Here is a 21,715-nt window from a genome sequence, read left to right as displayed (position 1 = left end):
CAAGAACGGTTCGGGTGAGGACATGACGGATATTGCGCAAGCAGTGGAGAAGGCCAAGGTCCACGAGGAGAAGGAAGCCGACAACCATCCCTATTTCCGCCCCAAGGATGCGGCGACGCTGATCCTGGTCGATCGCAGCGGCAGCACTCCGAAGGTTCTGGTCGGCAAGCGCCATGATAAGGTGGTGTTCATGCCCGGCAAGTTCGTCTTCCCCGGCGGCCGCGTCGACAAGAACGACTATCGCGTGCCCGTCGCGGCCCCGATTACCGCGGAGCTCGAGGCCAATCTCGCCAAGGGCAGCCCGAAGACGCCGGCCTCGCGCGCCAAGTCGCTGGCGATTGCCGCAATCCGTGAAGCCTGCGAGGAAACCGGCCTCTGCCTCGGTCGCAAGGTGGACGGCAAGGCAAGGCTCGAAGGCCCCTGGAAGCCATTCGCCGATGCAGGGCTCCTGCCCGATCCCTCCAGCCTGTTCCTGATCGCGCGCGCGATCACCCCGCCCGGCCGCGTCAAAAGGTTCGACACCCGCTTCTTCACCGCCGATGCATCCGCGATCACCCACCATGTCGAGGGCGTGATCCATGCCGATGCGGAGCTGGTCGAACTGGTCTGGGTCGAGCTCGGCTCAAAGCCGCTCGCCGATCTGCATCCCATGACGCGGAATGTCCTGAACGAGCTCGATACGCGTCTTGCCACCGGCCCGCTGCGCCACGACGCGCCGGTGCCGTTCTTCCATTTCTACGGCGGCAAGATGCAGAAGGATATTTTGAGCTGACCTTACCTCTCGCGTAGAGAGAGGTGAACCCGGCCGGTCAATCGCATGTTCTACCGTGCGTCATCGCTATCCGGCTCGGTGCCGACATAGTCGCGCGCCGGCAGCTTGAGGACACGGCCGATCTCGCTGGCAAGCTTATCCGCGTCCTCGCGCTTCGTGAAGCTCTGCAGCGTGATCGGCTCGGTGCCCTTATTGCCGCAGAGATTGACGTCGTAGGTCGTCAGCTCGGGATCATAGTCATCCGTGATGCTGATGAAGTGATAGTCGGCAAGATCGCGCTGCTTGCGGATGTTCAGCGGCCCGAACTGCCTGGTGATGACGATCTGGCGCAGCGTCTCGTTGAGCACGACGAAATAGCGAAATGTCAGCAGGATCACGCCGGGAATGCCGATGAGCAGCCCGAGGCCCGAAAACACCAGCACCGGCACGAGATCATCGGCAAGCCGGCCGAAGCCGGAGAAATCCTGACGCAGGCCGAGCGCGACGTTCCAAAGCAGATAGGCGCTCGCCGCCAGCAGCGGCAGCGACAGCAGCCGGCCGAACCAGGGCATCGGGCGGTCGATCCGGACGATGCAGCCGTCCACGGTCATTGCGCCAGTCATGAAAAAGTCTCCTCGGAAAACGAAGGTCTTGGCTTGGTCGGCGCGAGAGGCGGATTGGTTCGAAGCAACGCCACGATGCGCCGGTGCCGTTCTTCCATTTCTATGGCGGCGAGAAGCGACGAGATGTGGTAGGTGAAGCAATGGGATTGAACGACTGGAGGATTGGATGACGCGGTTCGTTAGGCCTCTGCTCGCTTCCATGGCGTTGTGCGCCCTGCTCTCGCCGCCTGCCCATGCGGAGCTCGACGTCGCCAAGCTGAAGCAGACGATCGAGACCTCCTTCGCGAGCGAATATCCGAAGCTCGACGCGCTCTACAAGGACATCCACGCCCATCCCGAGGTTGCCTACCAGGAAAAGAAGACCGCGGCGAAACTCGCCGCCGAGATGCGTGCGATTGGTTTCGAAGTCACCGAGCATGTCGGCACGACCGGCCTCGTTGCCATCTTTAGGAACGGCGACGGTCCCACCATCATGGTCCGCACCGAGCTCGATGCGCTGCCGATGGAGGAGAAGACCGGCCTGCCCTATGCCAGCCGTGACAAGCAGATCTGGCAGGGCCGCGAGACATTTGTCGCCCATAGCTGCGGCCATGACATCCACATGGCGAGCTGGGTCGGTACGGCGAAGACTTTGGTCGGCATCAAGGAGCAGTGGCACGGTACGTTGATGTTCATCGCGCAACCCGCCGAGGAAGAGGTCACGGGCGCAAAGGCGATGATCGACGACGGTCTGTTCACCCGCTTTCCGAAACCCGACGCGGGTTTTGCCTTGCACGACGGCAGTGGAGCCTACGGCTCCGTGACCTATCGGGTCGGGGTCGGATCATCGAATGTCGACAGTCTCTTCATCCGATTTCTCGGCCGCGGCGGCCATGGCGCGATACCGCAGGCGACCATCGATCCGGTGATGATGGCATCCCGCTTCGTCGTCGACGTGCAGAGCGTGATCAGCCGCGAGAAGGACCCGACCGAATTCGGCCTTGTCACCATCGGCGCGATCCACGCCGGCACTGCCGGCAACATCATTCCCGACGAGGCCAGGGTGATTGGCACGATCCGCAGCTTCAAGCCGCAGGTGCGCGCCAAGATGCTGGCCGGGATCGAGCGGACGGCGAAAGCGGTGGCGGCGATGGCGGATGCGCCGGCGCCCGAAATCCATCTCGACGAGGGTACCAAGGCGGTGGTCAACGATGCCGCTGTGGTCGGCCCGGCCGAGCGGGTGCTGAAAGCGGCCTTCGGCGACAAGTTCAACGTCACCCCAGCAAACACGACCAGCGAGGACTATTCGGAATATGTCAGCGCCGGCGTGCCTTCGATGTTCTTCAACATCGGCGTCTATGAGCCCGAGCGCGTCGCCGCCGCGCGTAACGGCAGCGGCCCGCCGCTTCCCGGCAACCACTCGCCGCAATTCGCCCCGGTGCCGAAACCGACCATCCAGACCGGCGTCACCGCGATGACCCTCGCCGTGCTGAGCGCCTTCGATCAAAGGGCACGGGGGCAGTAGCCCCGCTCGCTGTGAGCGTCTGAGGCTTGATGAATTCCGGACGCGCAGCTTCGCGGCGCCCGGGAATGACGCGAACGTGCTGAGAGTTGATCGAAAAACGAAAAATTCTTCCCGGCCCTCCCAATGGCAGAGTTCCGCCGAGTCCCTATGTCTTTGCGAACGACACCCAGAACGGATACGGGGCGATGGCACAACGGCAACTCAAGCTTGGCGCGTTCATGCGCCCGATCAGCATCCACACCGGCGCCTGGCGCTATCCCGGGGCCTGGCCCGACGCCAATTTCAACTTCGCGCACATCAAGCAGCTGATCCAGAAGCTCGAGGCCGGCAAGTTCGATGCCTTCTTCATGGCCGATCACCTTGCCGTGCTGAACATGCCTGTGAACGCGCTGAAGCGCAGCCACACCGTGACCTCGTTCGAGCCGTTCACGCTGCTCTCGGCGCTCTCGGCTGTCACCGAGCGGATCGGCCTGATCGCGACGGGATCGACCACCTTCGACGAGCCCTATCACGTCGCCCGCCGCTTCGCCTCGCTCGACCATCTCAGCGGCGGACGCGCCGGCTGGAACATCGTCACCACCTCGAACCCCGACGCGGCGCTGAATTTCGGCCTCGACGAACACATGGAGCACGCCGAGCGCTACAAGCGCGCCCGCGAGTTCTACGACGTCGTCACCGGCTTGTGGGATTCCTTCGCGGATGATGCCTTCGTGCGGGACGTCGAGAGTGGCCTGTTCTTCGATCCCCAGAAGATGCACACGCTCGACCATGTCGGCAAATATCTCAAGGTGCGCGGGCCTCTCAACATCGCCCGCCCGGTGCAGGGCTGGCCCGTGATCGTGCAGGCCGGCGCCTCCGAGGACGGCAAGCAGCTCGCGGCGGAAACCGCGGAAGCGGTCTTCACCGGCGGCGGCAGCCTCGCCGACGGACAGAAGCTCTATGCCGACATCAAGGGCCGCATGGAGAAGGTCGGTCGCGATCCCGAACATCTCAAGATCCTCCCCGGCGCCTTCGTCGTGGTCGGCGACAGCGTCGATGAAGCCAGGGAGAAGCGCGCTTTGCTCGACAGTCGCGTGCATTACGACAGCGCCATCGCCTCGCTCTCCGTCATCCTCGGCACCGACGCCTCCGGCTTCGATCCGGACGGGCAATTGCCTGAGATCCCCGAAACCAACGCCAGCAAGAGCGGCCGCCAGCGCATGGTCGATCTCGCCAAACGCGACAAGCTCACCGTGCGCCAGCTCGCTCAGCGAGTCGGCGGCTATGGCGGGCTGTCCTTCGTCGGCACCGCCAAAACCATCGCCGACCAGATGGAGGAATGGCTGGTCGGCCGCGGTTCGGATGGATTCAACATCATGTTCCCGTTCCTGCCCGCCGGCCTCGACGATTTCGTCGACAAGGTGGTCCCCGAGCTTCAGAAGCGGGGGATTTTCCGGAAAAAGTATGAAGGGGCCACTTTGAGGGAGAATCTGGGCCTTCCCCGGCCGAAAAACCGCTTCTTCGAGGCCTGATGGGCCCGATTTGAGTGGTTTTGCGGCCCTAAATCCTTGACTTCCCCCGGTTTCTGGCTAGGTTGCCGGCCAACGCGGGCCGTTTGGCCGGCTCCAGATTCCCCAATTTTCTGAGGTTCAGAACATGGCCAAAGCGGTCACCATCAAGGTCAAGCTCGTGTCCTCGGCCGACACCGGCTTCTACTACGTCGCCAAGAAGAATTCGCGCACCATGACCGACAAGCTGGTCAAGAAGAAGTACGACCCGGTCGCGCGCAAGCACGTCGAGTTCAAGGAAGCCAAGATCAAGTAAGATCGGCGATAGCGATGAGTTTTGCGGGGCCCTTTCGGGCCCCGTTTTCGTTTGTGTCTCCGCCTCTCTCCCCGTCATTGCGAGGAGCCTTTGCGACGAAGCAATCCAGACTGCCGCCGCGGAGGGATTCTGGATTGCATCGCGGAGCCTGTCATCGGGCCGCGATTCGCGCGGACCCGGTGGCTTGCAATGACGCAGCGTGGGTCACAGCACTGGCCCTCACGTGTCCCGGACGCGGTGCAGCGCGTAGCGGTGCGCCGCAGAGCCGGGACCCAGAGAGCGACACGGCACGCTGTTGAGCCATGGGCCCCGGCTCAGCAGCGCACCGCCGAAGAGGCGCTGCGCTGCGTCCGGGGCACGAGAGCCGTGTCATGGCCACGAGCCGCCAGCCTCGCGAAATCCTGGCGTGGTTAGGAAGAAGAGTCTCGCAGCCTGCAATCGCGAGGCTGCTTCAGAATCTTCTTCCAACCATCCATGAATCGCAGAGAGCGCCGGGCCGCGGCGGCCAAACAATCCGGAAAGGTCACGCCGGCGGCGCTGTGCCAGGCCGGCTTTGTGCATTTTCAGTCTGGGCGGATTGCCGAGGCCGAGCTGTGCTGCCAGCAGGCGCTGACACTGGACGAACAGCACCCGGATGCTCTGCACCTGCTCGGCGTCCTCTGTTTTCACGCGCAGCAGCCTGACGCCGCCGTGGAATGGATCGGCCGCGCGATCCGGCAGGCACCGAAGGCCGAATATCTGCTCAGCCTCGCCACGGTGCTGGAGCGACAGGGCCGCGGTGAGGACGCACGCCAACATTACAGCCAGGCCCTGAGCCTCAAGCCTGACGATCCGGGCCTGTGGAATCACGTCGGCAATCTGCTTTGGCAGCTCGGGCACAAGGACGAGGCTGCGCAGCATCTGCAGCAGGCCCTGAAGCTCAATCCGCGATATTGGGAGGCCGCGCATAATGGCGGCATGCTGCTGCTCGAGCTCGGCCGGCATGCAGAGGCCGTGGAATGCTTCGACGTCGCGGAAAAACTCAATCCGAATTCCGCAGCGCTGTATCAGATGCGCGCCGTCTGCCTGTCAGCACTGAACCGCTTCGACGAAGCTGAGGCCGACTACGAGAGGTCGATCGCACTGGATCCGAGCCTTGCGGAGACGCACAACAATCTCGGCCTGCTGCACTGGCGATCTGATCGGCTGGAGCAGGCCTTTGCCTGTTTCGACCGGGCCCTTAGCCTTCGACCCGATTTCCATGCGGTGCTTAACAACAAGGCCGTGGTCCTGCTGCATCTGCAATTGCTGGATGAAGCGCTCGCGACCCTGCAAAGATCGCTCGCGGCGGCCCCTGACGATGCGCAGACGCTGTTTTATCTGGCGACGCTCCAGCTGCTGACCGGCGACTTCGAGCGCGGCTGGCTCGCACGCGAAGCACGCTGGCGACTCCCCTCCGTTGGCCTGGTCGATCGCGGCTTTTCAAAGCCGCTTTGGCGTGGCGACCAGCCGATCGCGGGCAAGACCATCCTGCTCTACTCCGATGAGGGACTGGGCGATGCGATCCAGTTCGCCCGCTATGTGCCGATGGTGGCCGCGCTCGGCGCGCGCGTCATCCTGGAGGTCGAGCCCCCGATCCAGCAGCTTCTGGCCGGCATCGCCGGGGTCACCGCATGTATCGGCCGATCGTCTCCACCGATGTTCGATCTGCACTGCCCTCTGGGCACCCTGCCACTCGCCTTCGGCACACGGCTCGACACCATCCCGTTCGCGCAAGGCTATTTGCCTCCGCCTTCGCCAGCGCGCGTGCAAGCGTGGCAAGACCGACTTCAAGACCGGCTTGGTCGCCGCAATCGGTTCCGCGTCGGCCTGGTCTGGGCGGGCAATCCGGACCACAAGAACGATCACAATCGATCGCTGGCCTTGCGCACGCTCACGCCGCTGCTGGACTGCGACGTTCAGTTTGTCTCCTTGCAAAAAGGCGTTCGCGACCACGACCGGGCTTTCCTGAGCGAGCGTCCCGACATCGTCGACCTGACCGAACACCTCACCGATTTCAGCGAAACAGCGGCGCTGATCTCCTGCCTCGATCTGGTGATCTCGGTCGACACCAGCGTCGCTCATCTCGCCGGCGCGCTTCGAGCGCCCGTCTGGACGCTGGTACCGTTCAATCCGGACTGGCGCTGGTTGCTCGAGCGCGACGACAGCCCGTGGTACCGGTCGATGCGGCTGTTCCGGCAAACGAAGCGCGGCGACTGGGCCGGCGTCGTGGACGAGGTTCGCCGCGAACTGGAGCATCTGGTCGCGGCGTGGCGCGCAAGGCAGGATCAGTCGTCCCTCTTGCCCGCCTGATTGGCGCGCAGGCGGCCAAGTCGTCGAGATCAAGCAAGATCGACCAATGCTGTCTTACGGGGCCCTCGCGACCCCGTTTTTATTTGCGGCCAATGGTCGTAGCCTCCACGTCCATGATCGCAGCCTTGGACGAGGGACATGTCGGTGGCTATTCGGTCGCTTATGGCCGCGACGATACTTATTTCCCGGTCTACGTCACGGCGGCGCTGGCCGCGATCTTCTGCACGGCTGCGCTTCTCACCGGCGCGCTCTACTGGCTTGCGCTCGCGGCACTCGCGGCCGGGTTCACCTACTACAACATTCCGCTGCTCGAGACCGGCCGGCCCACGATCGGCGCGAACCAATACGGCATCTTCATCCAGGCCTTCGGCCTGATCCGGTGGCGCGCCATCGAGCGCATCGACCTCGTCGAGATCGCCGAGCGCGCCATGACGGTGCATGAACTCCAGATCGTGCTGAACGCACCGCTCACCAGCGCGCTCGTGGCCGACTGGCGCAAGCAGCCATCCTGGCGCTGGCTGATGCGCCTGCCCTGGCGGATGAGCCACACCAACATGGTACGGATCAATGTCGAGCCGTTCGATCAGCCGCCGGACATGATCCATCGTACCTTCCTGCGAATGTGGCGCTACTACCGCAGCTAGCGACCAGGCATGCGTTACGTCCTCAGCACGAGGTGTGCGTAGGCCTCCGCCCTCATGCCGTAGGTCCACGCGACCGCTTCGCGCGCCGTGCGCAGATTGGCCGGCACCTGGAGGAAGAAATGCCTGCGCGTGCCGTCCGGCTCGGGTGTGGCGTTGACGACCTCCACGGCGGCCCAGGCGTCCGCAGCGAGCCAGTTGCGGCGCCACAGGATTCCGGTCTCGTCCTCGGCCACCCGGGTCGCGCCGCCAAGGGCGACGTAACGTTCCGGCGTCATGATCTCGATCATGCAGCGGCGGACCTGGACGTCGATCTGCTCGTCGATCGCGGCGAGCGTGATCCGGTCCTGCTGCTCGATAATCCAGCGGGGCACCTCCACCCCGCGCCAGGCCCAAATCGACCAGCCGTCGGGATAACGCAGCGCCGGCCCGCTGGCGTGATGTAGCCGGTCGCGCGCATCGCCGCTCAACAGGTTCGGTCGCTCCGTGAGCCAGCAGCTGTGCTCGTGCGGCAGCAGCCAGCCCACGCTCGTCGCGAGCCGCATCAGGCCGCGCAAGGGCTCCGTCTCCGCATGCAAACCAAAGACCTCGCGGAGATAATCGTAAGCGCCAAGCCACGACAGATCGTGGGGCCCCGCCACGCAGCTCGCAAAGCGCCGTGGGGCGGTGAACGCCTCTAGCACGCCTGACAACGACAAGCCGGTCCGGCGCAGCTGCCCCAGCACCGACAGATTATGCTCCGGCACGTTCCGTATCACCGTCTCGGTCGACGCCCTGATCAGCGGATCAGTGGGATCGACCGCTCTGTCGACCGCGGCCAGCAGCTTCCGGTGTAAGCGCGCCTTGACCAGCGACGCAATACGCCGGCGAAGACGATCGACGAGACGAACGCGGACATTGCGGCCGTCGTCGCGCGACCTCCGGCCGGCCAGTGCCAGCGGCCCGTCGCACCAGACGATACGGGCCGGCGGCTCTAGTTCTGCGGCCTGATAGGCAAGCCGCGCGCCCTCCTCCGCGGCATCGCGATCGGCAGGCGCCGTCGCGCGTCCGATGGCTCTCCACCGCGCACGGTAATCGCCCAACGCCGCCGTCTGCCCCGCAGACAGCGCCTGCTCAGTCGGCGAGGACGCGCGCATCCCGCGGCCCCAGCTCGCGCTGACGACGCACGCGATAGGTCCCGCGCGGCAGCGTCAGCGGCGCATGTTCCTCGTGCGTCACCCGCGCATAAGCTGCGGCGATCTGGAGATGCCCAAGATAGAGCCCGGCCGGAATGTCGCGTGCCAGATCGTCGTCGCGGAACAGCGTCGCGCCCTCGCGGATCGCATGACAATGTCCGGTGGCCTCGCCCTCCAGCAGGACCAGCGGCACACCGGTTTGGACGAGCGTTCCCGATGGCGCCACATCGGACACCCGCTCGATCAGCAGGTCACCTTGCGCAAAAATTTCGGTCATCATGCCTTCTCCCGTGCCGGCGCATCTGCTGATCACGCGGATGGCCGGATGGTTCTACATTGCCGTCGCGCACTCCTAGTGCACGACCTCGCCATGCAGTGCGAGGTCGAGACCGTCGCGCTCCATATCCTCCGATACCCGCAACCCGACGAACAGCTTGACCACATAGAGGATGATCAGGCTGACGACGGCGTCGTAGACAAAGACCGTCGCAACGCCGATACACTGGTTGATGAACTGGCCGGGATTTCCCTCCAGCGCGCCCGCGGTGCCGCCATATTGCTCGACGGCGAAGACGCCGGTGAGCAGTGCGCCGACGATGCCGCCGAGGGCGTGGACGCCGAAGCAATCGAGCGCATCGTCATAGCTGAAGATGGCCTTGAGCCCGGTGCATCCCCAGTAGCAGAGGACACCGGCCGCGATGCCGATCACGAAGGCGCCCACCGGGCTCACGAAGCCCGACGCCGGCGTGATGGCGACGAGGCCTGCGACCGCGCCCGAGCAAATGCCGACAACCGTCGGCTTGCCCTTGAGCGACCACTCCACCAGCATCCACGTGAAGCCGGCGACCGCCGTTGCGATCTGCGTCACCAACATCGCCATGCCGGCCTGCATGCCTGCCGTCACCGCGGAGCCCGCGTTGAAGCCGAACCAGCCGACCCAGAGCAGCGAGGCGCCGATGAAGGTCAGCACCATGTTGTGGGCGGGTCCCGTCTCCTTGCGCTTGCCGAGCATGATGGCGCACATCAGGCCTGCCACGCCGGCATTGATATGCACCACGGTCCCGCCGGCGAAATCGAGCACCTTGACCCAGGCGGCGTCATTGCCGGAGGAGAAGATGCCGTCAGGGCCCCACACCCAATGGGCGATCGGCGCATAGACGAAGATCGCCCAGAGGCCAATGAACCAGAGCATCGCGGAGAATTTCATCCGCTCGGCGAACGCACCTGCGATCAACGCCGGCGTGATGATCGCAAAGGTCATCTGGAAGCAGACATAGACGCTCTCGGGGATGGTCGCCGCGAGCGGATTGGGATTGCCGATACCGCCCTTGCCGATGTCGCTGAGGATGTCCTTCAGGAACATGCGATCCAGCCCACCGATAAACGGCGTGCCGGCGCGGAAGGCCAGGCTGTAGGTCAGGAGCGCGAACAGGATGGTGACGAGGCAGGTCACCGCAAAGCTCGTCATCACGGTGTCGCCGACGTTCTTCTTGCGCACCATGCCGCCATAGAACAGCCCGAGCCCCGGAACCGTCATCATCAGCACCAGCGCAACGGAGGTGAGCATCCAGGCGGTGTCGCCGGAATTGGGCGTGCACTTCTCGAGGATCTTGCCGCCGCAGGCGGGCGGGGCCGCATCCTCGGCGAGCGCGACCTCGCCGAGGGCGAGGTAGAGAAGCGCAATTCCCAACAGCGCGACCACCAGTGTCACGAGCCTTTGGCGCGTGGATGTTCTTGATTGCATCATCGTCCTCCCAAGTCTTAGAGATCAGTCTCAAGAGATCAGTCGCAAGAGATGCCTTCTGGGCATTGTTTGAGTGGAACCGCAGCGACGATCATTCGCGCCGGAGCGACAGCGCCAGCGTGATCAGCTCGGATTTTCGGGGCAAAATGATCGCGGCTCGGCGCGATGAGGTCGTCGAGCGTCGATGGCTGGAGACTGGCATCGACCAGCCTCATGGCTTATCAGCCTTTCCCTTGTCGCCAGATCGGAAAGCGTCAGACGCGGTTCCAATTCTTGGTGAAAGGATATGCAAGAATCGCACCATCGACGCGATTCATTCAAGCTGCTGAATGCGCTTCGATTCCAGCTTGCTGCCTTGCGGCAACCGCGCCACGCGCTGCTTCACGCAGGTGCGCATCGCCCAACGAATGAGCAGCGACTGACAATGCCTACGCCGTCCGCAGCATCGGCGCCGACGGCCGCGCCGGCCGGATCAGCGCGAACGCCACCTGCACGATGCCGCCGGCCAATCCCAGCGCGACACCGATGCGCCAGGCCATGCTGTAGGAGCCGAGTGCGTCGTAGATCAGCCCTCCGCCATAGGCGCCGAGGAAGCTGCCGATCTGGTGGCTCATGAAGGCGAGGCCCTGGATCATGGCCTGCCAGCGCAGGCCGAACATCTCGGCGACCGCGCCTGCGACCAGCGGCCCGACGCCCATCCAGAGGAAGCCCATGATGGCGCCGAACAGCAGCGTCGAGAACGGCGTCGCCGGCAGCATGAAGTACCAGGCGAGCGCCAGCGAGCGCAGGATGTAGATCGTCCCCAGCAGCGCCAGCTTGTTCCAGCGCTGGCCGGCCCAGCCGAAGAACAGCGAGCCCAGCACGTTGAAGCCGCCGATCATGCCGAGCGTCTGCGCGCTCAGCATCGGATCGAGGCCGCAGATCGCGAGGTACGACGGCAGATGCGTGGTGAGGAAGACGAGCTGCATGCCGCAGACGAGATAAGCGCAGGTCATCACCACGAAGGAGGCATTGCCGAACGCCGCCTTCGTCACGGATGCGGCCGTGGCATCGCCGATGTCGTCGGCGGCCGGCTTCGGCAGCGGGATCGCGTCGACGCGGCCGGCATACCATGCGGCGGGAATCATCAGCACCGACATGACGACGAAGCCGGCAAGCCCGATGCGCCAGCCAAAGCCCTCGTTGAGCATCTGCCCGATCGGCGCCGAGAGTAGCGCACCGAGCGAGCCGGCGCCCGAGACGATGCCGAGCACGGTGGAGCGCACCGTCGCGGGCACGGCGCGTGCCGCCACCGACATCGCGATCGCGGCCGCTGTGCAGGCGAGCGAGGTGCCGATCAGGACGCCGGCACCGATCATGGTGCTGACGAGCCCGTTCGCCGTCGCCATCAGGATGAGGCCGACGATGTACATCAACGCGCCGACGATCATGATGGGGCGGAAGCCGAAGCGCACCGTCATGGCGCCGGCGAGCGGCTGAAGAAAACCCCAGGCGAGGTTCTGCACCGCCAGCGCCAGCGTGAAGTCCGACACCGAGAGGTGGATGTCGTGTGTCAGCGGCTGCATGAAGATGCCGAGCGATTGTCGCAGCCCCATGCTCAGCGTCAGCATGATCGAGGCGCCGATCAGGATCGGCAGTGCCGGGCGCAGGACCTGCAACAAGGGCATTGTTGTTCTCCCTCATGGGCGCGGCACGCGCGCCGGCATCTGCAATTCGCGTTGATTTTGGTTACACAGACCTGTGTAATTAGTCTATAGGTAGCGGGCGCTGTCAAGGCGCTTGTTACACAGGTCTGTGTTATGCCGTCCGCCGAAAAATCCGACATGAAGGAACGGATCCTTCAGACCGCCGACAGACTGTTCTATCTGCAAGGCATTCGTGCCATCGGCGTCGACACCATTGCGGCCGAGATCGGCATCTCCAAGCGCACGCTCTACAACCACTTCCCCTCCAAGGACGCGCTGATCGCGGCCTATCTGGAGCGCCGCTTCGTCCACGCCCGCCCCTCCGACAAGCCGCCGGCCGAGCAGATTCTCGCCACCTTCGATTCGCTCGAGCGGCGCTTTGCCGCGAAGGATTTTCGCGGCTGCCCGTTCGTGAATGCGGTGGCCGAGCTCGGGCCCACCGACCGCGCCGTCAAGAAGATCGCCATCGCCTTCAAGGAAAGTCGCCGCGTCTGGTTTCGTGACCGGCTGACCGAGCTTGGCGTTACGGACGCCGATGCGCTCGCCACACAGCTTGTGCTGTTGGTCGACGGCTCAATCGCGCAAGACTTGGTGCGTGATGACCCCGCGATGGCGCGTGCGGCGAAGGAGGCGGCGAAGGTGCTGCTGCGGAATGCAGGCGTCAAAGTAAGGCATGGTGAAAAGCCGGTGAAGCAAGCCTAGAAGGCGCCTTCCGGGCTCCCTCGTCGGTCAATCTGCTGCATTCACGTACCGCTGGGGAGTGTGATCACCGCCCTGCGCCACGCATTAAACGCAACGCATTAACCGCAACGCAACGCAGCAGTTGCGCATCGACCTAACGTCGCATTTACCCGAGCGAGGCTAGCATTGAGGCTATCGGCTGGAGGATCGCAATGCCCATGGATCGCACGACTGCACGCGCATTGGTCGAAGCTGGCTATATGCCGCTTTCAGAATACGTTGCGCTTTTTGGCGACACTGTTACCGCCCCCGACATTGTTCCGTCGATTGACACCGACAGGAATGGAGACCCGCGTCAGGAGCCCGGACCGCAGCACCCGGATCCGAGGGGTGTGACGCAGAATCCCTGAGAGAAGCGAAGGGTCCGCCCTCGAGCGGGAGATGGAGTCAACTCTCTCGACAATGTGCAGGGAGTTGTTGTCGCGCTTTTGTCTCGGCCCCGATCTCACGCCGCCTGTGACACCACGCGATTGCGCCCGTCGTGCTTGGCGCGATAGAGCGCCGTGTCGGCGCGCTTGAGGACGTCGGCGACCGCCTCGCCCTTCTGCTCCAGCGTGGTGAGCCCGATCGAGATCGTGACCTCGATGCGCTTGGTGCCCTTGTGGACCGCAAAAGGCTCGCCCGCAATCGAGCGGCGCAGACGCTCGGCAACCATGCCGGCGACGTGCAGATCGGTTTCCGGCATGACGATCACGAACTCCTCGCCGCCATAGCGGCAGGCGAGATCGATGCCGCGGATCGACTTGCGCACGCGCACCGCGAATTCGCGCAAGACGTCGTCGCCGGCGTCGTGGCCGTAATTGTCGTTGATCGACTTGAAATAGTCGATGTCGAGGATCATCAGCGCGAGCGGCTTGCCGCGGGTCGAGGCCTGCTCGGCGAGCGTTGCCAGATGGCTCTCCATGTAGCGGCGATTGTGCAGGCCGGTGAGCGCATCGGTGATCGCCATCTCGATCGAGTTCTGCACGTTGTCGCGCAAATGATCTGTGTAACGACGGCGGCGGATCTGGGTGCGCGCGCGCGCGAGCAGCTCGGTCTTATCGATCGGGCGCAGTAGATAGTCGTTGACGCCGATCTCGAGACCGCGCAGCAGCCGCGTGGAGTTTTCCGCTTCCGCAATCGCCAGGATCGGCACATGGCGTGTGCGCTCCAGCGAGCGCGCCTGGCTGCAGAGCCGCAGGCCATCGAAATTGTTCAGATCGAGCGAGACGATCAAGAGATCGTAATTGCCTTCGGCGGCATGGAACAGCGCCTCGGTCGGATTGGGCTCGACGTCGATGGTGTGCTCGGCGGCAAGGATCGTCGCCAGCCGCTCGTAGGAGGACTCGCGGTCGTCGACCAGGAGGATGCGGCCGCCCTTGCCCGTATCGGCCACTGCGCTCCGCTCCGGCGCCTGCATGCCGATCTCGAGCGAGGTGATGGCGCGCATGCGCAGCTCATCGGTCATCATCTTCAGCCGCGTCAGTGAGCGCACGCGCGCGATCAGCACGACGTCGGAGACGGGTTTGGTGAGAAAGTCGTCGGCGCCGGCTTCCAGCCCGCGGTTGCGGTCGGCGGGGCTGTCGAGCGCCGTGACCATCACGACGGGAATGTGGTGGGTGGCTGGATCGGTCTTCAGGCGGCGGCAGACCTCGAAGCCGTCCATGTCGGGCATCATGACGTCGAGCAGAACGATGTCGCATTCGGCGCGGCGGGCCAGCGCCAGCGCCTCGGTGCCGTTCGAGGCGGTCATCACGTCGAAATACTCGGCGGAGAGACGGGCCTCTAGCAGCTTGACGTTGGCAGGAACGTCATCGACGACAAGGATTCGCGCGGACACTTTGAACTCACTTCCTATCCGATAAAACGCCGGACCGTCTCGATGAACTTGCCGACCGAGATCGGCTTGGACAAATAGGCTTCGCAGCCGCCCTCGCGGATGCGCTCTTCGTCGCCCTTCATCGCGAAGGCCGTGACCGCGACGACGGGAATGGCGCGCAGTTCCGGATCGTCCTTGATCCAGCGCGTCACCTCCAGCCCCGAGACCTGCGGCAATTGGATATCCATCAGCACGAGATCGGGCCGCATCTTGCGCACGAGGTCGAGTGCCTCGTAGCCGTTGCTGGTGCCCGATGTCTGGTAGCCGTGCGCCTCCAACAGGTCGCGGAAGAGCTTCATGTTGAGCTCGTTGTCTTCCACGATCAGGACGGTCTTAGCCATCCCGCCCTCCTGTTTGGTCGCAATGACCGATGCATGTGACGCCTCAGAGGCCGCTTTCCGGCGCTTCGAAAACTGGATTCAAACTAGCCTCAGATTCGCTCTAGTTTCGTTAAACCCGAGGGCCACTTTCTGCGGTGGTTTCCAGTTGCTTGTCCGGGGCCGCAAGACTCAAAGCCGAGACTCAACATTAAGACTCGGGCATATTCCAAAGTAGACACCGAAAGTTAACGGAAAGGCAAACCGGCCCCTTGAAAAAGCCTGTTCACAACCCCCGCGAAGTCGCTGAAATCGTTGCGATTCAGGCGCTGTCCTTCATTGCGGGCGACCCTGAGAGGCTGGGCCTGTTCCTGGCCGAGACCGGAGTCGGCCCGGAGACCCTCCGGAACGCCGCCTCGGACCCGAATTTCCTGCTCAGCGTGCTCGATTTCGTTCTGCGCGACGACGACACCGTGAAGGCCTTTGCCAAGGCCTCGGAGCTGCACCCGACCAACGTTGCTGCAGCGCGGCAGGTACTGGGCGATGCGCTCGGCGACCGCACCTGGGAGCGCGACGTGCCGTGAGCGCCCCTGATACGGCCGGGCCCCGCTGTTTCTGCCGGGATTGTCTGGCCGATCTGGATATGGGCGTGCGGCGCTGTTCCGCCTGCGGCTCCCCTCGCCTGGTCCGCCACCCTGCGCTCGCGGGGCTCACCATCGCCCATATCGACTGCGATGCCTTCTACGCGACGGTCGAAAAGCGCGACAACCCTGAGATCGCCGACAAGCCCGTCATCATCGGCGGGGGAAAGCGCGGCGTGGTGTCGGCGGCCTGCTACATCGCGCGCACTTATGGCGTGCGCTCGGCGATGCCGATGTTCAAGGCGTTGGAAGCCTGCCCGCATGCGACCGTGATCCGGCCGGATATGGCGAAATACGTCCGCGTCGGCCGCGAGGTGCGGCAGGCGATGCAGGCGCTGACGCCGCTGGTCGAGCCGCTGTCGATCGACGAGGCCTTTCTCGATCTCTCCGGCACCGAGCGCGTGCACGGCATGATCCCGGCAAAGGTGCTGGCGCGCTTTGCTCGCGACGTCGAGCGCGACGTCGGCATCACCGTCTCGGTCGGCCTCTCCTGCAACAAGTTTTTGGCCAAGATCGCTTCAGACCTCGACAAGCCACGCGGTTTCGCCACGCTCGATCAGGGGGAAGCACGGACGATGCTGGCCGAGAAGCCGGTCGGCTTCATCTTCGGTGTCGGGCCGGCGACGCAGGAGCGCCTGGTGCAGCGCGGCTTCCGCATCATCGCGGATCTGCAAAAGGCCGACGAGATCGAGCTGATGCGGCAGTTTCCCAGCGACGGCCGCAGGCTGTGGCGGCTCGCGCGCGGCATCGACGATCGCCGCGTCGAGCCCGATCGCGGCGCCAAGACGATTTCGAGCGAGACCACGTTCGAAACCGACATCCGCGATTTCGCCTCGCTGGAAAAAATCCTGTGGCGGCTGTGCGAGAAAACGTCGTCGCGGCTCAAGAGCAGCGAGCTTGCCGGCTCGACCGTCACGCTGAAGCTGAAGACCGCCGACTTCCGCCAGCGCACCCGCTCGCAGTCGATCGCGGCGCCGACCCAGCTTGCCGCAAAAATTTTCTCGATCTGCCGCGAGATGCTGGCCAAGGAAATCGACGGCACTGCCTTCCGCCTGATGGGCGCCGGTGTCAGCGCCCTGCGTGACGGCTCTCCTGCCGACGACACCGACATGCTCGACCGCCGCGCCGCCCATGCCGAGCGCGCGGTGGACAGTCTGCGCAAGAAGTTCGGCAACGCCGCCGTGATCCGCGGTATCGCCTATGACGGCCCGGAGAAGGCGCAGGAGTGATGGCCTCCCGATCGACTTTAGTCGCCTTCGAAGATTTGCGCACCGGGATAGGCGCGCCTCGCATACTGAACGACCAGCTGCCGATCCTGCGTCTCCAGGAACGGAGTCCGGATCTGACAAGACCCGACAATGAGGTGCCACAAGCCGTTGAGCTTCTGGATGACGACGTTCATTTGAGCTCCTCGCAGTGACCCGAGTGGACTCAAATTGTAAGAATCTCCCGCTGTCGCTCAATTGTACCAGCGTAGGCTCGGCCTATTAGAAGTATTTGAGGAGATATACAAAGGTATGTTGGTCGCGGCTTCAACATGCGCTTGGCGGCTGCTTGCATGGTGACAGGCGAACGCAATCTCGACGCGCTGCTGAATAACATGAAGCCGGAAATCCTGGACGGCATCTTCGTGTTTTGCACGCTCGCGCCGGGCGCGAGCATTCCAGCCACCATCAGCCCGGTGCTGACGTTCCGCGAACGCGAAGGAACGACGCTGGTGATCCTGCACGAGGAGGCCGAACGTGCGGGACTAGGCTACGCATTTCCCTCGCGCCTGATCACCCTGACGGTTCACTCCGCGCTCGATGCGGTGGGCTTTCTGGCAGCAATCACAGCGCGTCTCGCCGCGACCGGGATCAGCGTGAATGCCGTGTCGGCGTTTCATCACGATCATCTCTTCGTGCCCGTGGATCGCGCCGACGAGGCGATGGCTCTGTTGCAAAACATGAGCGGGCCGAACTGAGCCTAGGCTACGATACATCTGGCGGGCGCTTCATGGTCAGAAGCTTCGTCACATCATGCAGATCATCTGCCGATGAGATGGCAACCGTCAGCCATTTCCCGTCGATGTATGTTTTGGCTTCATCGTAGAGCTTGACCAACTGCGGCCGCCAGACATAGCGCCGCTCCTCAAACTTCTCTCGTTCTGCGCCACCCATCACCACGACAGCCGAAAACCTTCGGTATTCCGGCGCCAAGGTGCAGAACGCCTTGGTTTTCCTGTAGCGCAGAGACCAACCGCGATTCTTGCCACCGTAGAGCCAGTCCGGCGCGAAAAATCCAGGGTAGAATTCGTCGATCCAGTTCCGCAGCTCAGCCCAATGCTCGAACGCATCTGGTCCGAGCCATTTGCGTACGGCGCTGTCATCGGGCGGTGCTGATTTGTCGGTGATCCTGTCGCCGACTTGGGGAAGCGTACCGGCAGGTAAAATCATCGAAAGACCTCGTGTTCATAGCCCGGCAGAGGCCGGAGGGTTATGATGCGAGCGTGCCAAGAGGCGCGCTCTTGAATGCTGCCGGTGCGACCGTCCCCGGAGCAGGAGGGCATCGCGAGAGCACTGCAGGACGATCGAGGCCGCCTCGAAGCTCTCCCATGACCGTAAGGTCGATGGCGGCAAGAGCGTTGTCCCTCGCTGATGTGGCCTTGTCCCCGTCAAGAATCGCGGTGGCCTGCACCGGGAGGAATTGCAGGGTCTTCAGCCCAATGGAGTTCAGCGCCAGCGTCAGGTACGGCGTGAGGAAATCGGGCTGATTGGCTCGCTCGCCGGAAAAGACGGCACCGGAAGCGACGCCGATGAAAACCGGACGATCCCGGAGCATTCCCGCCTTTCCCGACGGCGTCGACTTCATCGTGCGACCGACGCGCAGAATTTGATCGATCCAGGCCTTGAGGACCGAGGGAATGGTGAAGTTGTGCATAGGCGTTCCGATGACAATCACATCGGCCGCCTCGACTTCCTGAATAAGCGCTTCGGAAACGTCCAGAGCACCCTTCAGCGGAGCCGCCAACGTGGCCAGCGAAGACAGCGTGACCGCGTAATCCGCCACGGCGTGAGGCAAGGGTTCAGTCCCTAAATCGCGCCGAGTGATGCTCGCCCCGGGCGCAACCTCGAGAAGCTTTTCGACGACCGCCGCCGAAAGCCGGCGGCTATGCGAATCCTGACGCGGACTGCAATCAATATGGAGGATGTTCATGCGATCGATTCCATTTGCTTCGTGGGATTGCGACGGGACCAAGCTCAGATCGAGCCGGCCGGCGCGACGGCCGGAAAGTCCTTCTCGTGATCGAAAACGTTGTTGAAGAAGTTCGTCAGCGAGTACATGGCCACCAATGCTACGATCTCGATGATGTTCGCGTCGGTGTAGCCAACCTCGCGGACCGCTTTCAGATCGGCATCACTGACTTGCCCACGCGTCTCGATGACTTTGCGTGCGAACTGGACGGCGGCGTCCCGCTTCGGGTCGTTGGCATGGCCCTTTCGGGCAAGAATGATGTCATCGGCCGATAGCTTCGCCATGTGTTCGGCTGTGAAGCTGTGAACCGTCAGGCAATAGTTGCAACCATTCACCTCGGAGACCGCGAGTCCGATACTGTCGCGTGTCTTTACGTCGAGGGCTTTGCTCAGGGAGCTGAGCAGGGTGGCCCAGGAGTTGAATGCGATTGGGCTCTGCGCGAAGGCCGCCATCATATTTGGGGTGAACCCCATGTTCTTGGTGAACGCATCAAGGGTCGATTTCGATTCAACCGGCACCTGTTCTTGCTTCAGAGCAACAGTCCTTGCCATCGTAGTCTCCATGAATTCTTGAGTTGATTTGGAATTATGCAAAGTCGAGCACGTCAGCCACCGGCATGCGGGGCTTCTGCGGCCAGTTGCCTGCTCGCTCCGGCCCGACGGTCAGCAGCATGACCGGCACTTCGTCTTCGGCCAGACCGAACTCGCGGTGCACGGCTTCGGCGTCGAAGCCGATCATCGGCGTCGAACCCCAGTCCAAAGAGCGAGCCGCATAGATGATCGCCGCGGCGCCGAAGGTCGCGGAGCGTACCGCCTCATCGCGCTGCCGCTGGGGCTGATCGTCATACAGTCCGCGCGCAGGGATTTCCCAATCCGGCACTAGGTGCGCCGGCATGATTCCGGCTTCCACGACAGACGCCAGACGATCGGGCACGGTGCTGGCATCGGCCAATTGCCCGATGATGATAAAGGTAACGGCAGCGTCGAGGATCGCGGGCTGCTTCCAGGCAATCGGATGGAGCCGAGCCTTGGCCTCGGGCGTACGGACGGCGATGAACCGCCAGTTCTGCAGGTGGAAGGATGTCGGCGCGGACGTGCCGATCCGCACCAACTCGCGGATCTGATCGTCGCGCAAAGTGGCGGTGGGGTCGTAGTACTTGGCGGCACTGCGGCTCAGAATGGTTTCAATGACGACGTTCGTCGGCATCGGCTGGGTGAGCGAATGGGAAGGTTGGGAGGGGGGAGTATTTCCGCCCGTCTTGGCCTGCGGAAAGATCTCAGCGATTGCGCTGGTTGCGGGATCGGCGGCGACTGGGGTGGTGCAGTTCATTGCGTGGCTCCTTCATCAAGTGATGACGGAGCCCAATTTACGGTTGGCCATGGAAACTTCGAGACTGGATCAGCTCAATACGATGCGCGAAAGGATCAAACTGGCGCGCCTCCGACCCAGGCCGTAGGTCTACTCACCCTTGTGCGCCACTCGGCGCCATTCCCCCGGTGTCATCCCCATTCTCTCGGTAAATACACGCCGGAATGCCGAAACGGATTGATACCCAACTGTCTCGGCCACAGCCTCGGTGCTGATGGCAGGTTTTTTCAACTCGTTGGCGGCCAGGCTCATGCGGAGATCGGTCAACAGGTCGAGGGCGGAGCAACCTAGCCTGTCTTGAAAGTGCCTCATGAACGTAGCGCGCGACATGCCGCACATCTCCGCCAAATCAGGCAGTTTCCAAGACCGCGCTGGATCGGCAAACATCACCGCAAGGGCTGGAGCCAGTCGCGGATGACCGGCGAGGGCCAAGAGGCCTTCGGGCGCTTTCTCAGCTTCGCTCGCCGAGCGCAATACCAGGGTGAACAAGGCTGAAGAAAGTGCGTCGAGAATAGCACGTCCTCCCGCTCTGTCAGAGGCGGACTCCATTCGCATCAGCCTCACCAAGCTGGCCAGTTGGTTGGAAGCGGAGCCGGTTTCGTCTTCTCCATTGCTGTTCATAGCCCGCGCGACCAGTTCCACGGGCATGTAGTTGCGGATCAGCCGATCATGGGGGGGCGCAATGAAAAATCGCCCACACATCAGATCCAGTTGCTCACCCTGCCCATCGTTCTCGCTCAACATCCATCCGGCAGAGCCTACGCTTTCGTGTGTACGGATTGGCGTCTGCCCACTACCGTCGTGCAGCACATGCGCAGCACCATGGGGCAGCAGCACGATATCCCCGCTCACCAGCTCCCGCGCCGTTCTCGTCTCCGGATTCTCTAAAATGGCCCGGCCCTTGACTATGACGTGGTAAGGGATCTCGTTCGCCGCTGCCCGGCCCCAGGTAAGACGCCACGGCGCACCGTAGGCGCAGCGGACCTCGAGCTGGCCGGTGATGGTGATCAGTTGCAGGAGCTGGCTAAGCCAATCGATTTGGGACATAAGATCTCGTTACCTTGGCCGGATCGCGTAGTATATCGGAAGGAAGAAGCGCGGCGCTACGAGGCCGGGCGCCTCGGGGAAATCGGCGACAAACGCTGGAAAAGCTCTGCGAGCTTGCAGCGAATTGGGAACAGCGCGATAGGCTCCTTGTGTTTCTAACCGAAGTGGAGAAGCGCGCCCGCGACGGAGGCGACATCATCGTCGGAGACGGCGCCTTGAGCGATTGAATCGCATGGGCAAAAGATTAGGACG

The 21,715-nt window shown here is 63.4% G+C and carries 23 protein-coding genes; 10 read left to right on the top strand and 13 right to left on the bottom strand.

Going from position 1 to position 21,715, the window contains the following annotated elements; all coding sequences use genetic code 11:
- Positions 1–22: 22 nt before the first annotated feature.
- Positions 23–772: an NUDIX domain-containing protein gene (locus XH89_RS16930; protein ID WP_194468099.1), complete on the top strand. Its 750-nt coding sequence runs from the start codon at positions 23–25 to the stop codon at positions 770–772.
- A gap of 50 nt (positions 773–822) precedes the next feature.
- Here the strand turns inward: XH89_RS16930 and XH89_RS16925 are convergent, their stop codons facing one another.
- Positions 823–1,374 (bottom strand): hypothetical protein, encoded by a 552-nt coding sequence (locus tag XH89_RS16925; protein WP_194468098.1) that lies wholly within the window; start codon positions 1,372–1,374, stop codon positions 823–825.
- A 166-nt stretch (positions 1,375–1,540) separates the two neighbouring features.
- Between XH89_RS16925 and XH89_RS16920 the strand changes: the two genes are divergently transcribed.
- The 5 genes from XH89_RS16920 (at position 1,541) to XH89_RS16900 (ending at position 7,656) form a co-directional block, all read left to right on the top strand.
- Positions 1,541–2,878: an amidohydrolase gene (locus XH89_RS16920; RefSeq protein WP_194468097.1), complete on the top strand. Its 1,338-nt coding sequence runs from the start codon at positions 1,541–1,543 to the stop codon at positions 2,876–2,878.
- Between the two features lie 185 nt (positions 2,879–3,063).
- Positions 3,064–4,389, top strand: a complete 1,326-nt coding sequence (locus tag XH89_RS16915; protein WP_194468096.1) for an LLM class flavin-dependent oxidoreductase — start codon at positions 3,064–3,066, stop codon at positions 4,387–4,389.
- 124 nt (positions 4,390–4,513) lie between these two features.
- Complete coding sequence (rpmG, locus tag XH89_RS16910; RefSeq protein WP_057756569.1) at positions 4,514–4,681, top strand: 50S ribosomal protein L33; 168 nt, start codon at positions 4,514–4,516, stop codon at positions 4,679–4,681.
- Between the two features lie 474 nt (positions 4,682–5,155).
- Positions 5,156–7,012: a tetratricopeptide repeat protein gene (locus XH89_RS16905; RefSeq protein WP_194468095.1), complete on the top strand. Its 1,857-nt coding sequence runs from the start codon at positions 5,156–5,158 to the stop codon at positions 7,010–7,012.
- Positions 7,013–7,125: 113 nt separating this feature from the next.
- Positions 7,126–7,656, top strand: coding sequence for a hypothetical protein (locus tag XH89_RS16900; RefSeq protein ID WP_194468094.1), 531 nt, complete (start codon positions 7,126–7,128; stop codon positions 7,654–7,656).
- 14 nt (positions 7,657–7,670) lie between these two features.
- Here XH89_RS16900 and XH89_RS16895 read toward each other — a convergent pair whose 3' ends face one another.
- The 4 genes from XH89_RS16895 to XH89_RS16880 form a co-directional block, all read right to left on the bottom strand.
- Positions 7,671–8,789: a DUF6745 domain-containing protein gene (locus XH89_RS16895; RefSeq protein ID WP_194468093.1), complete on the bottom strand. Its 1,119-nt coding sequence runs from the start codon at positions 8,787–8,789 to the stop codon at positions 7,671–7,673.
- Positions 8,767–9,105, bottom strand: a complete 339-nt coding sequence (locus XH89_RS16890; RefSeq protein ID WP_210345259.1) for a hypothetical protein — start codon at positions 9,103–9,105, stop codon at positions 8,767–8,769. The genes XH89_RS16895 and XH89_RS16890 overlap by 23 nt, the downstream gene beginning before the upstream one ends.
- Before the next feature lie 75 nt (positions 9,106–9,180).
- Positions 9,181–10,575: an ammonium transporter gene (locus XH89_RS16885; protein WP_194468092.1), complete on the bottom strand. Its 1,395-nt coding sequence runs from the start codon at positions 10,573–10,575 to the stop codon at positions 9,181–9,183.
- A gap of 425 nt (positions 10,576–11,000) precedes the next feature.
- Positions 11,001–12,239, bottom strand: coding sequence for an MFS transporter (locus tag XH89_RS16880; protein ID WP_194468091.1), 1,239 nt, complete (start codon positions 12,237–12,239; stop codon positions 11,001–11,003).
- A 156-nt stretch (positions 12,240–12,395) separates the two neighbouring features.
- Between XH89_RS16880 and XH89_RS16875 the strand changes: the two genes are divergently transcribed.
- On the top strand, positions 12,396–12,959 hold the full coding sequence (locus XH89_RS16875) for a TetR/AcrR family transcriptional regulator (protein ID WP_194468090.1): 564 nt from the start codon (positions 12,396–12,398) through the stop codon (positions 12,957–12,959).
- A gap of 484 nt (positions 12,960–13,443) precedes the next feature.
- On the opposite strand, the gene XH89_RS16870 is transcribed toward XH89_RS16875, so the two are convergent.
- Entirely contained in the window at positions 13,444–14,817 is a 1,374-nt protein-coding gene (locus tag XH89_RS16870; protein WP_194468089.1) for a PleD family two-component system response regulator, read from the bottom strand.
- A 14-nt stretch (positions 14,818–14,831) separates the two neighbouring features.
- Complete coding sequence (locus tag XH89_RS16865) at positions 14,832–15,197, bottom strand: response regulator (protein WP_008566616.1); 366 nt, start codon at positions 15,195–15,197, stop codon at positions 14,832–14,834.
- A gap of 248 nt (positions 15,198–15,445) precedes the next feature.
- Here XH89_RS16865 and XH89_RS16860 point away from each other — a divergent pair, with 248 nt between their 5' ends.
- Positions 15,446–15,757 (top strand): DUF3572 domain-containing protein, encoded by a 312-nt coding sequence (locus XH89_RS16860; RefSeq protein WP_194468088.1) that lies wholly within the window; start codon positions 15,446–15,448, stop codon positions 15,755–15,757.
- 59 nt (positions 15,758–15,816) lie between these two features.
- The gene (locus XH89_RS16855; protein WP_371825215.1) at positions 15,817–17,043 is read left to right on the top strand and encodes a DNA polymerase IV; all 1,227 of its coding nucleotides are present in this window, start codon (positions 15,817–15,819) and stop codon (positions 17,041–17,043) included.
- Between the two features lie 17 nt (positions 17,044–17,060).
- Here the strand turns inward: XH89_RS16855 and XH89_RS16850 are convergent, their stop codons facing one another.
- Positions 17,061–17,216 (bottom strand): hypothetical protein, encoded by a 156-nt coding sequence (locus tag XH89_RS16850; RefSeq protein ID WP_194468086.1) that lies wholly within the window; start codon positions 17,214–17,216, stop codon positions 17,061–17,063.
- A 159-nt stretch (positions 17,217–17,375) separates the two neighbouring features.
- On the opposite strand from XH89_RS16850, the gene XH89_RS16845 reads away from it, so the two are divergent.
- A complete protein-coding gene (locus XH89_RS16845) occupies positions 17,376–17,777 on the top strand; it encodes an ACT domain-containing protein (RefSeq protein ID WP_194468511.1) in 402 nt (133 codons plus the stop codon).
- 7 nt (positions 17,778–17,784) lie between these two features.
- On the opposite strand, the gene XH89_RS16840 is transcribed toward XH89_RS16845, so the two are convergent.
- The 5 genes from XH89_RS16840 to XH89_RS16820 form a co-directional block, all read right to left on the bottom strand.
- The gene (locus tag XH89_RS16840) at positions 17,785–18,249 is read right to left on the bottom strand and encodes a DUF3788 domain-containing protein (RefSeq protein WP_194468085.1); all 465 of its coding nucleotides are present in this window, start codon (positions 18,247–18,249) and stop codon (positions 17,785–17,787) included.
- Positions 18,250–18,289: 40 nt separating this feature from the next.
- Positions 18,290–19,009: an FMN-dependent NADH-azoreductase gene (locus XH89_RS16835; protein WP_194468084.1), complete on the bottom strand. Its 720-nt coding sequence runs from the start codon at positions 19,007–19,009 to the stop codon at positions 18,290–18,292.
- Positions 19,010–19,053: 44 nt separating this feature from the next.
- Positions 19,054–19,599 carry a carboxymuconolactone decarboxylase family protein gene (locus tag XH89_RS16830; protein WP_194468083.1) on the bottom strand — a complete coding sequence of 182 codons (546 nt, stop codon included), beginning with the start codon at positions 19,597–19,599 and terminating at the stop codon, positions 19,054–19,056.
- Positions 19,600–19,633: 34 nt separating this feature from the next.
- On the bottom strand, positions 19,634–20,254 hold the full coding sequence (locus XH89_RS16825) for a nitroreductase family protein (protein WP_194468510.1): 621 nt from the start codon (positions 20,252–20,254) through the stop codon (positions 19,634–19,636).
- Between the two features lie 252 nt (positions 20,255–20,506).
- On the bottom strand, positions 20,507–21,463 hold the full coding sequence (locus XH89_RS16820) for an AraC family transcriptional regulator (RefSeq protein WP_194468082.1): 957 nt from the start codon (positions 21,461–21,463) through the stop codon (positions 20,507–20,509).
- Positions 21,464–21,715 lie beyond the last annotated feature (252 nt).

The sequence above is a fragment of the Bradyrhizobium sp. CCBAU 53340 genome, assembly GCF_015291645.1.
Classification (GTDB): domain Bacteria; phylum Pseudomonadota; class Alphaproteobacteria; order Rhizobiales; family Xanthobacteraceae; genus Bradyrhizobium.
The sequence above is the reverse complement of the archived record's forward strand: the minus strand, read 5'-3'. Positions and strand labels throughout refer to the sequence as shown.

What these genes read in the sequence shown, in the direction of transcription:
- XH89_RS16865 (WP_008566616.1), bottom strand. Translation starts at nt 15,197, where the DNA reads ATGGCTAAGACCGTCCTGATCGTGGAAGACAACGAGCTCAACATGAAG.
- XH89_RS16905 (WP_194468095.1), top strand. Translation starts at nt 5,156, where the DNA reads ATGAATCGCAGAGAGCGCCGGGCCGCGGCGGCCAAACAATCCGGAAAG.
- XH89_RS16895 (WP_194468093.1), bottom strand. Translation starts at nt 8,789, where the DNA reads ATGCGCGCGTCCTCGCCGACTGAGCAGGCGCTGTCTGCGGGGCAGACG.
- XH89_RS16900 (WP_194468094.1), top strand. Translation starts at nt 7,126, where the DNA reads ATGATCGCAGCCTTGGACGAGGGACATGTCGGTGGCTATTCGGTCGCT.
- rpmG (WP_057756569.1), top strand. Translation starts at nt 4,514, where the DNA reads ATGGCCAAAGCGGTCACCATCAAGGTCAAGCTCGTGTCCTCGGCCGAC.
- XH89_RS16885 (WP_194468092.1), bottom strand. Translation starts at nt 10,575, where the DNA reads ATGATGCAATCAAGAACATCCACGCGCCAAAGGCTCGTGACACTGGTG.
- XH89_RS16850 (WP_194468086.1), bottom strand. Translation starts at nt 17,216, where the DNA reads ATGAACGTCGTCATCCAGAAGCTCAACGGCTTGTGGCACCTCATTGTC.
- XH89_RS16825 (WP_194468510.1), bottom strand. Translation starts at nt 20,254, where the DNA reads ATGCCGACGAACGTCGTCATTGAAACCATTCTGAGCCGCAGTGCCGCC.
- XH89_RS16875 (WP_194468090.1), top strand. Translation starts at nt 12,396, where the DNA reads ATGAAGGAACGGATCCTTCAGACCGCCGACAGACTGTTCTATCTGCAA.
- XH89_RS16880 (WP_194468091.1), bottom strand. Translation starts at nt 12,239, where the DNA reads ATGCCCTTGTTGCAGGTCCTGCGCCCGGCACTGCCGATCCTGATCGGC.
- XH89_RS16890 (WP_210345259.1), bottom strand. Translation starts at nt 9,105, where the DNA reads ATGACCGAAATTTTTGCGCAAGGTGACCTGCTGATCGAGCGGGTGTCC.
- XH89_RS16840 (WP_194468085.1), bottom strand. Translation starts at nt 18,249, where the DNA reads ATGATTTTACCTGCCGGTACGCTTCCCCAAGTCGGCGACAGGATCACC.
- XH89_RS16820 (WP_194468082.1), bottom strand. Translation starts at nt 21,463, where the DNA reads ATGTCCCAAATCGATTGGCTTAGCCAGCTCCTGCAACTGATCACCATC.
- XH89_RS16930 (WP_194468099.1), top strand. Translation starts at nt 23, where the DNA reads ATGACGGATATTGCGCAAGCAGTGGAGAAGGCCAAGGTCCACGAGGAG.
- XH89_RS16915 (WP_194468096.1), top strand. Translation starts at nt 3,064, where the DNA reads ATGGCACAACGGCAACTCAAGCTTGGCGCGTTCATGCGCCCGATCAGC.
- XH89_RS16835 (WP_194468084.1), bottom strand. Translation starts at nt 19,009, where the DNA reads ATGAACATCCTCCATATTGATTGCAGTCCGCGTCAGGATTCGCATAGC.
- XH89_RS16920 (WP_194468097.1), top strand. Translation starts at nt 1,541, where the DNA reads ATGACGCGGTTCGTTAGGCCTCTGCTCGCTTCCATGGCGTTGTGCGCC.
- XH89_RS16925 (WP_194468098.1), bottom strand. Translation starts at nt 1,374, where the DNA reads ATGACTGGCGCAATGACCGTGGACGGCTGCATCGTCCGGATCGACCGC.
- XH89_RS16830 (WP_194468083.1), bottom strand. Translation starts at nt 19,599, where the DNA reads ATGGCAAGGACTGTTGCTCTGAAGCAAGAACAGGTGCCGGTTGAATCG.
- XH89_RS16855 (WP_371825215.1), top strand. Translation starts at nt 15,817, where the DNA reads ATGGGCGTGCGGCGCTGTTCCGCCTGCGGCTCCCCTCGCCTGGTCCGC.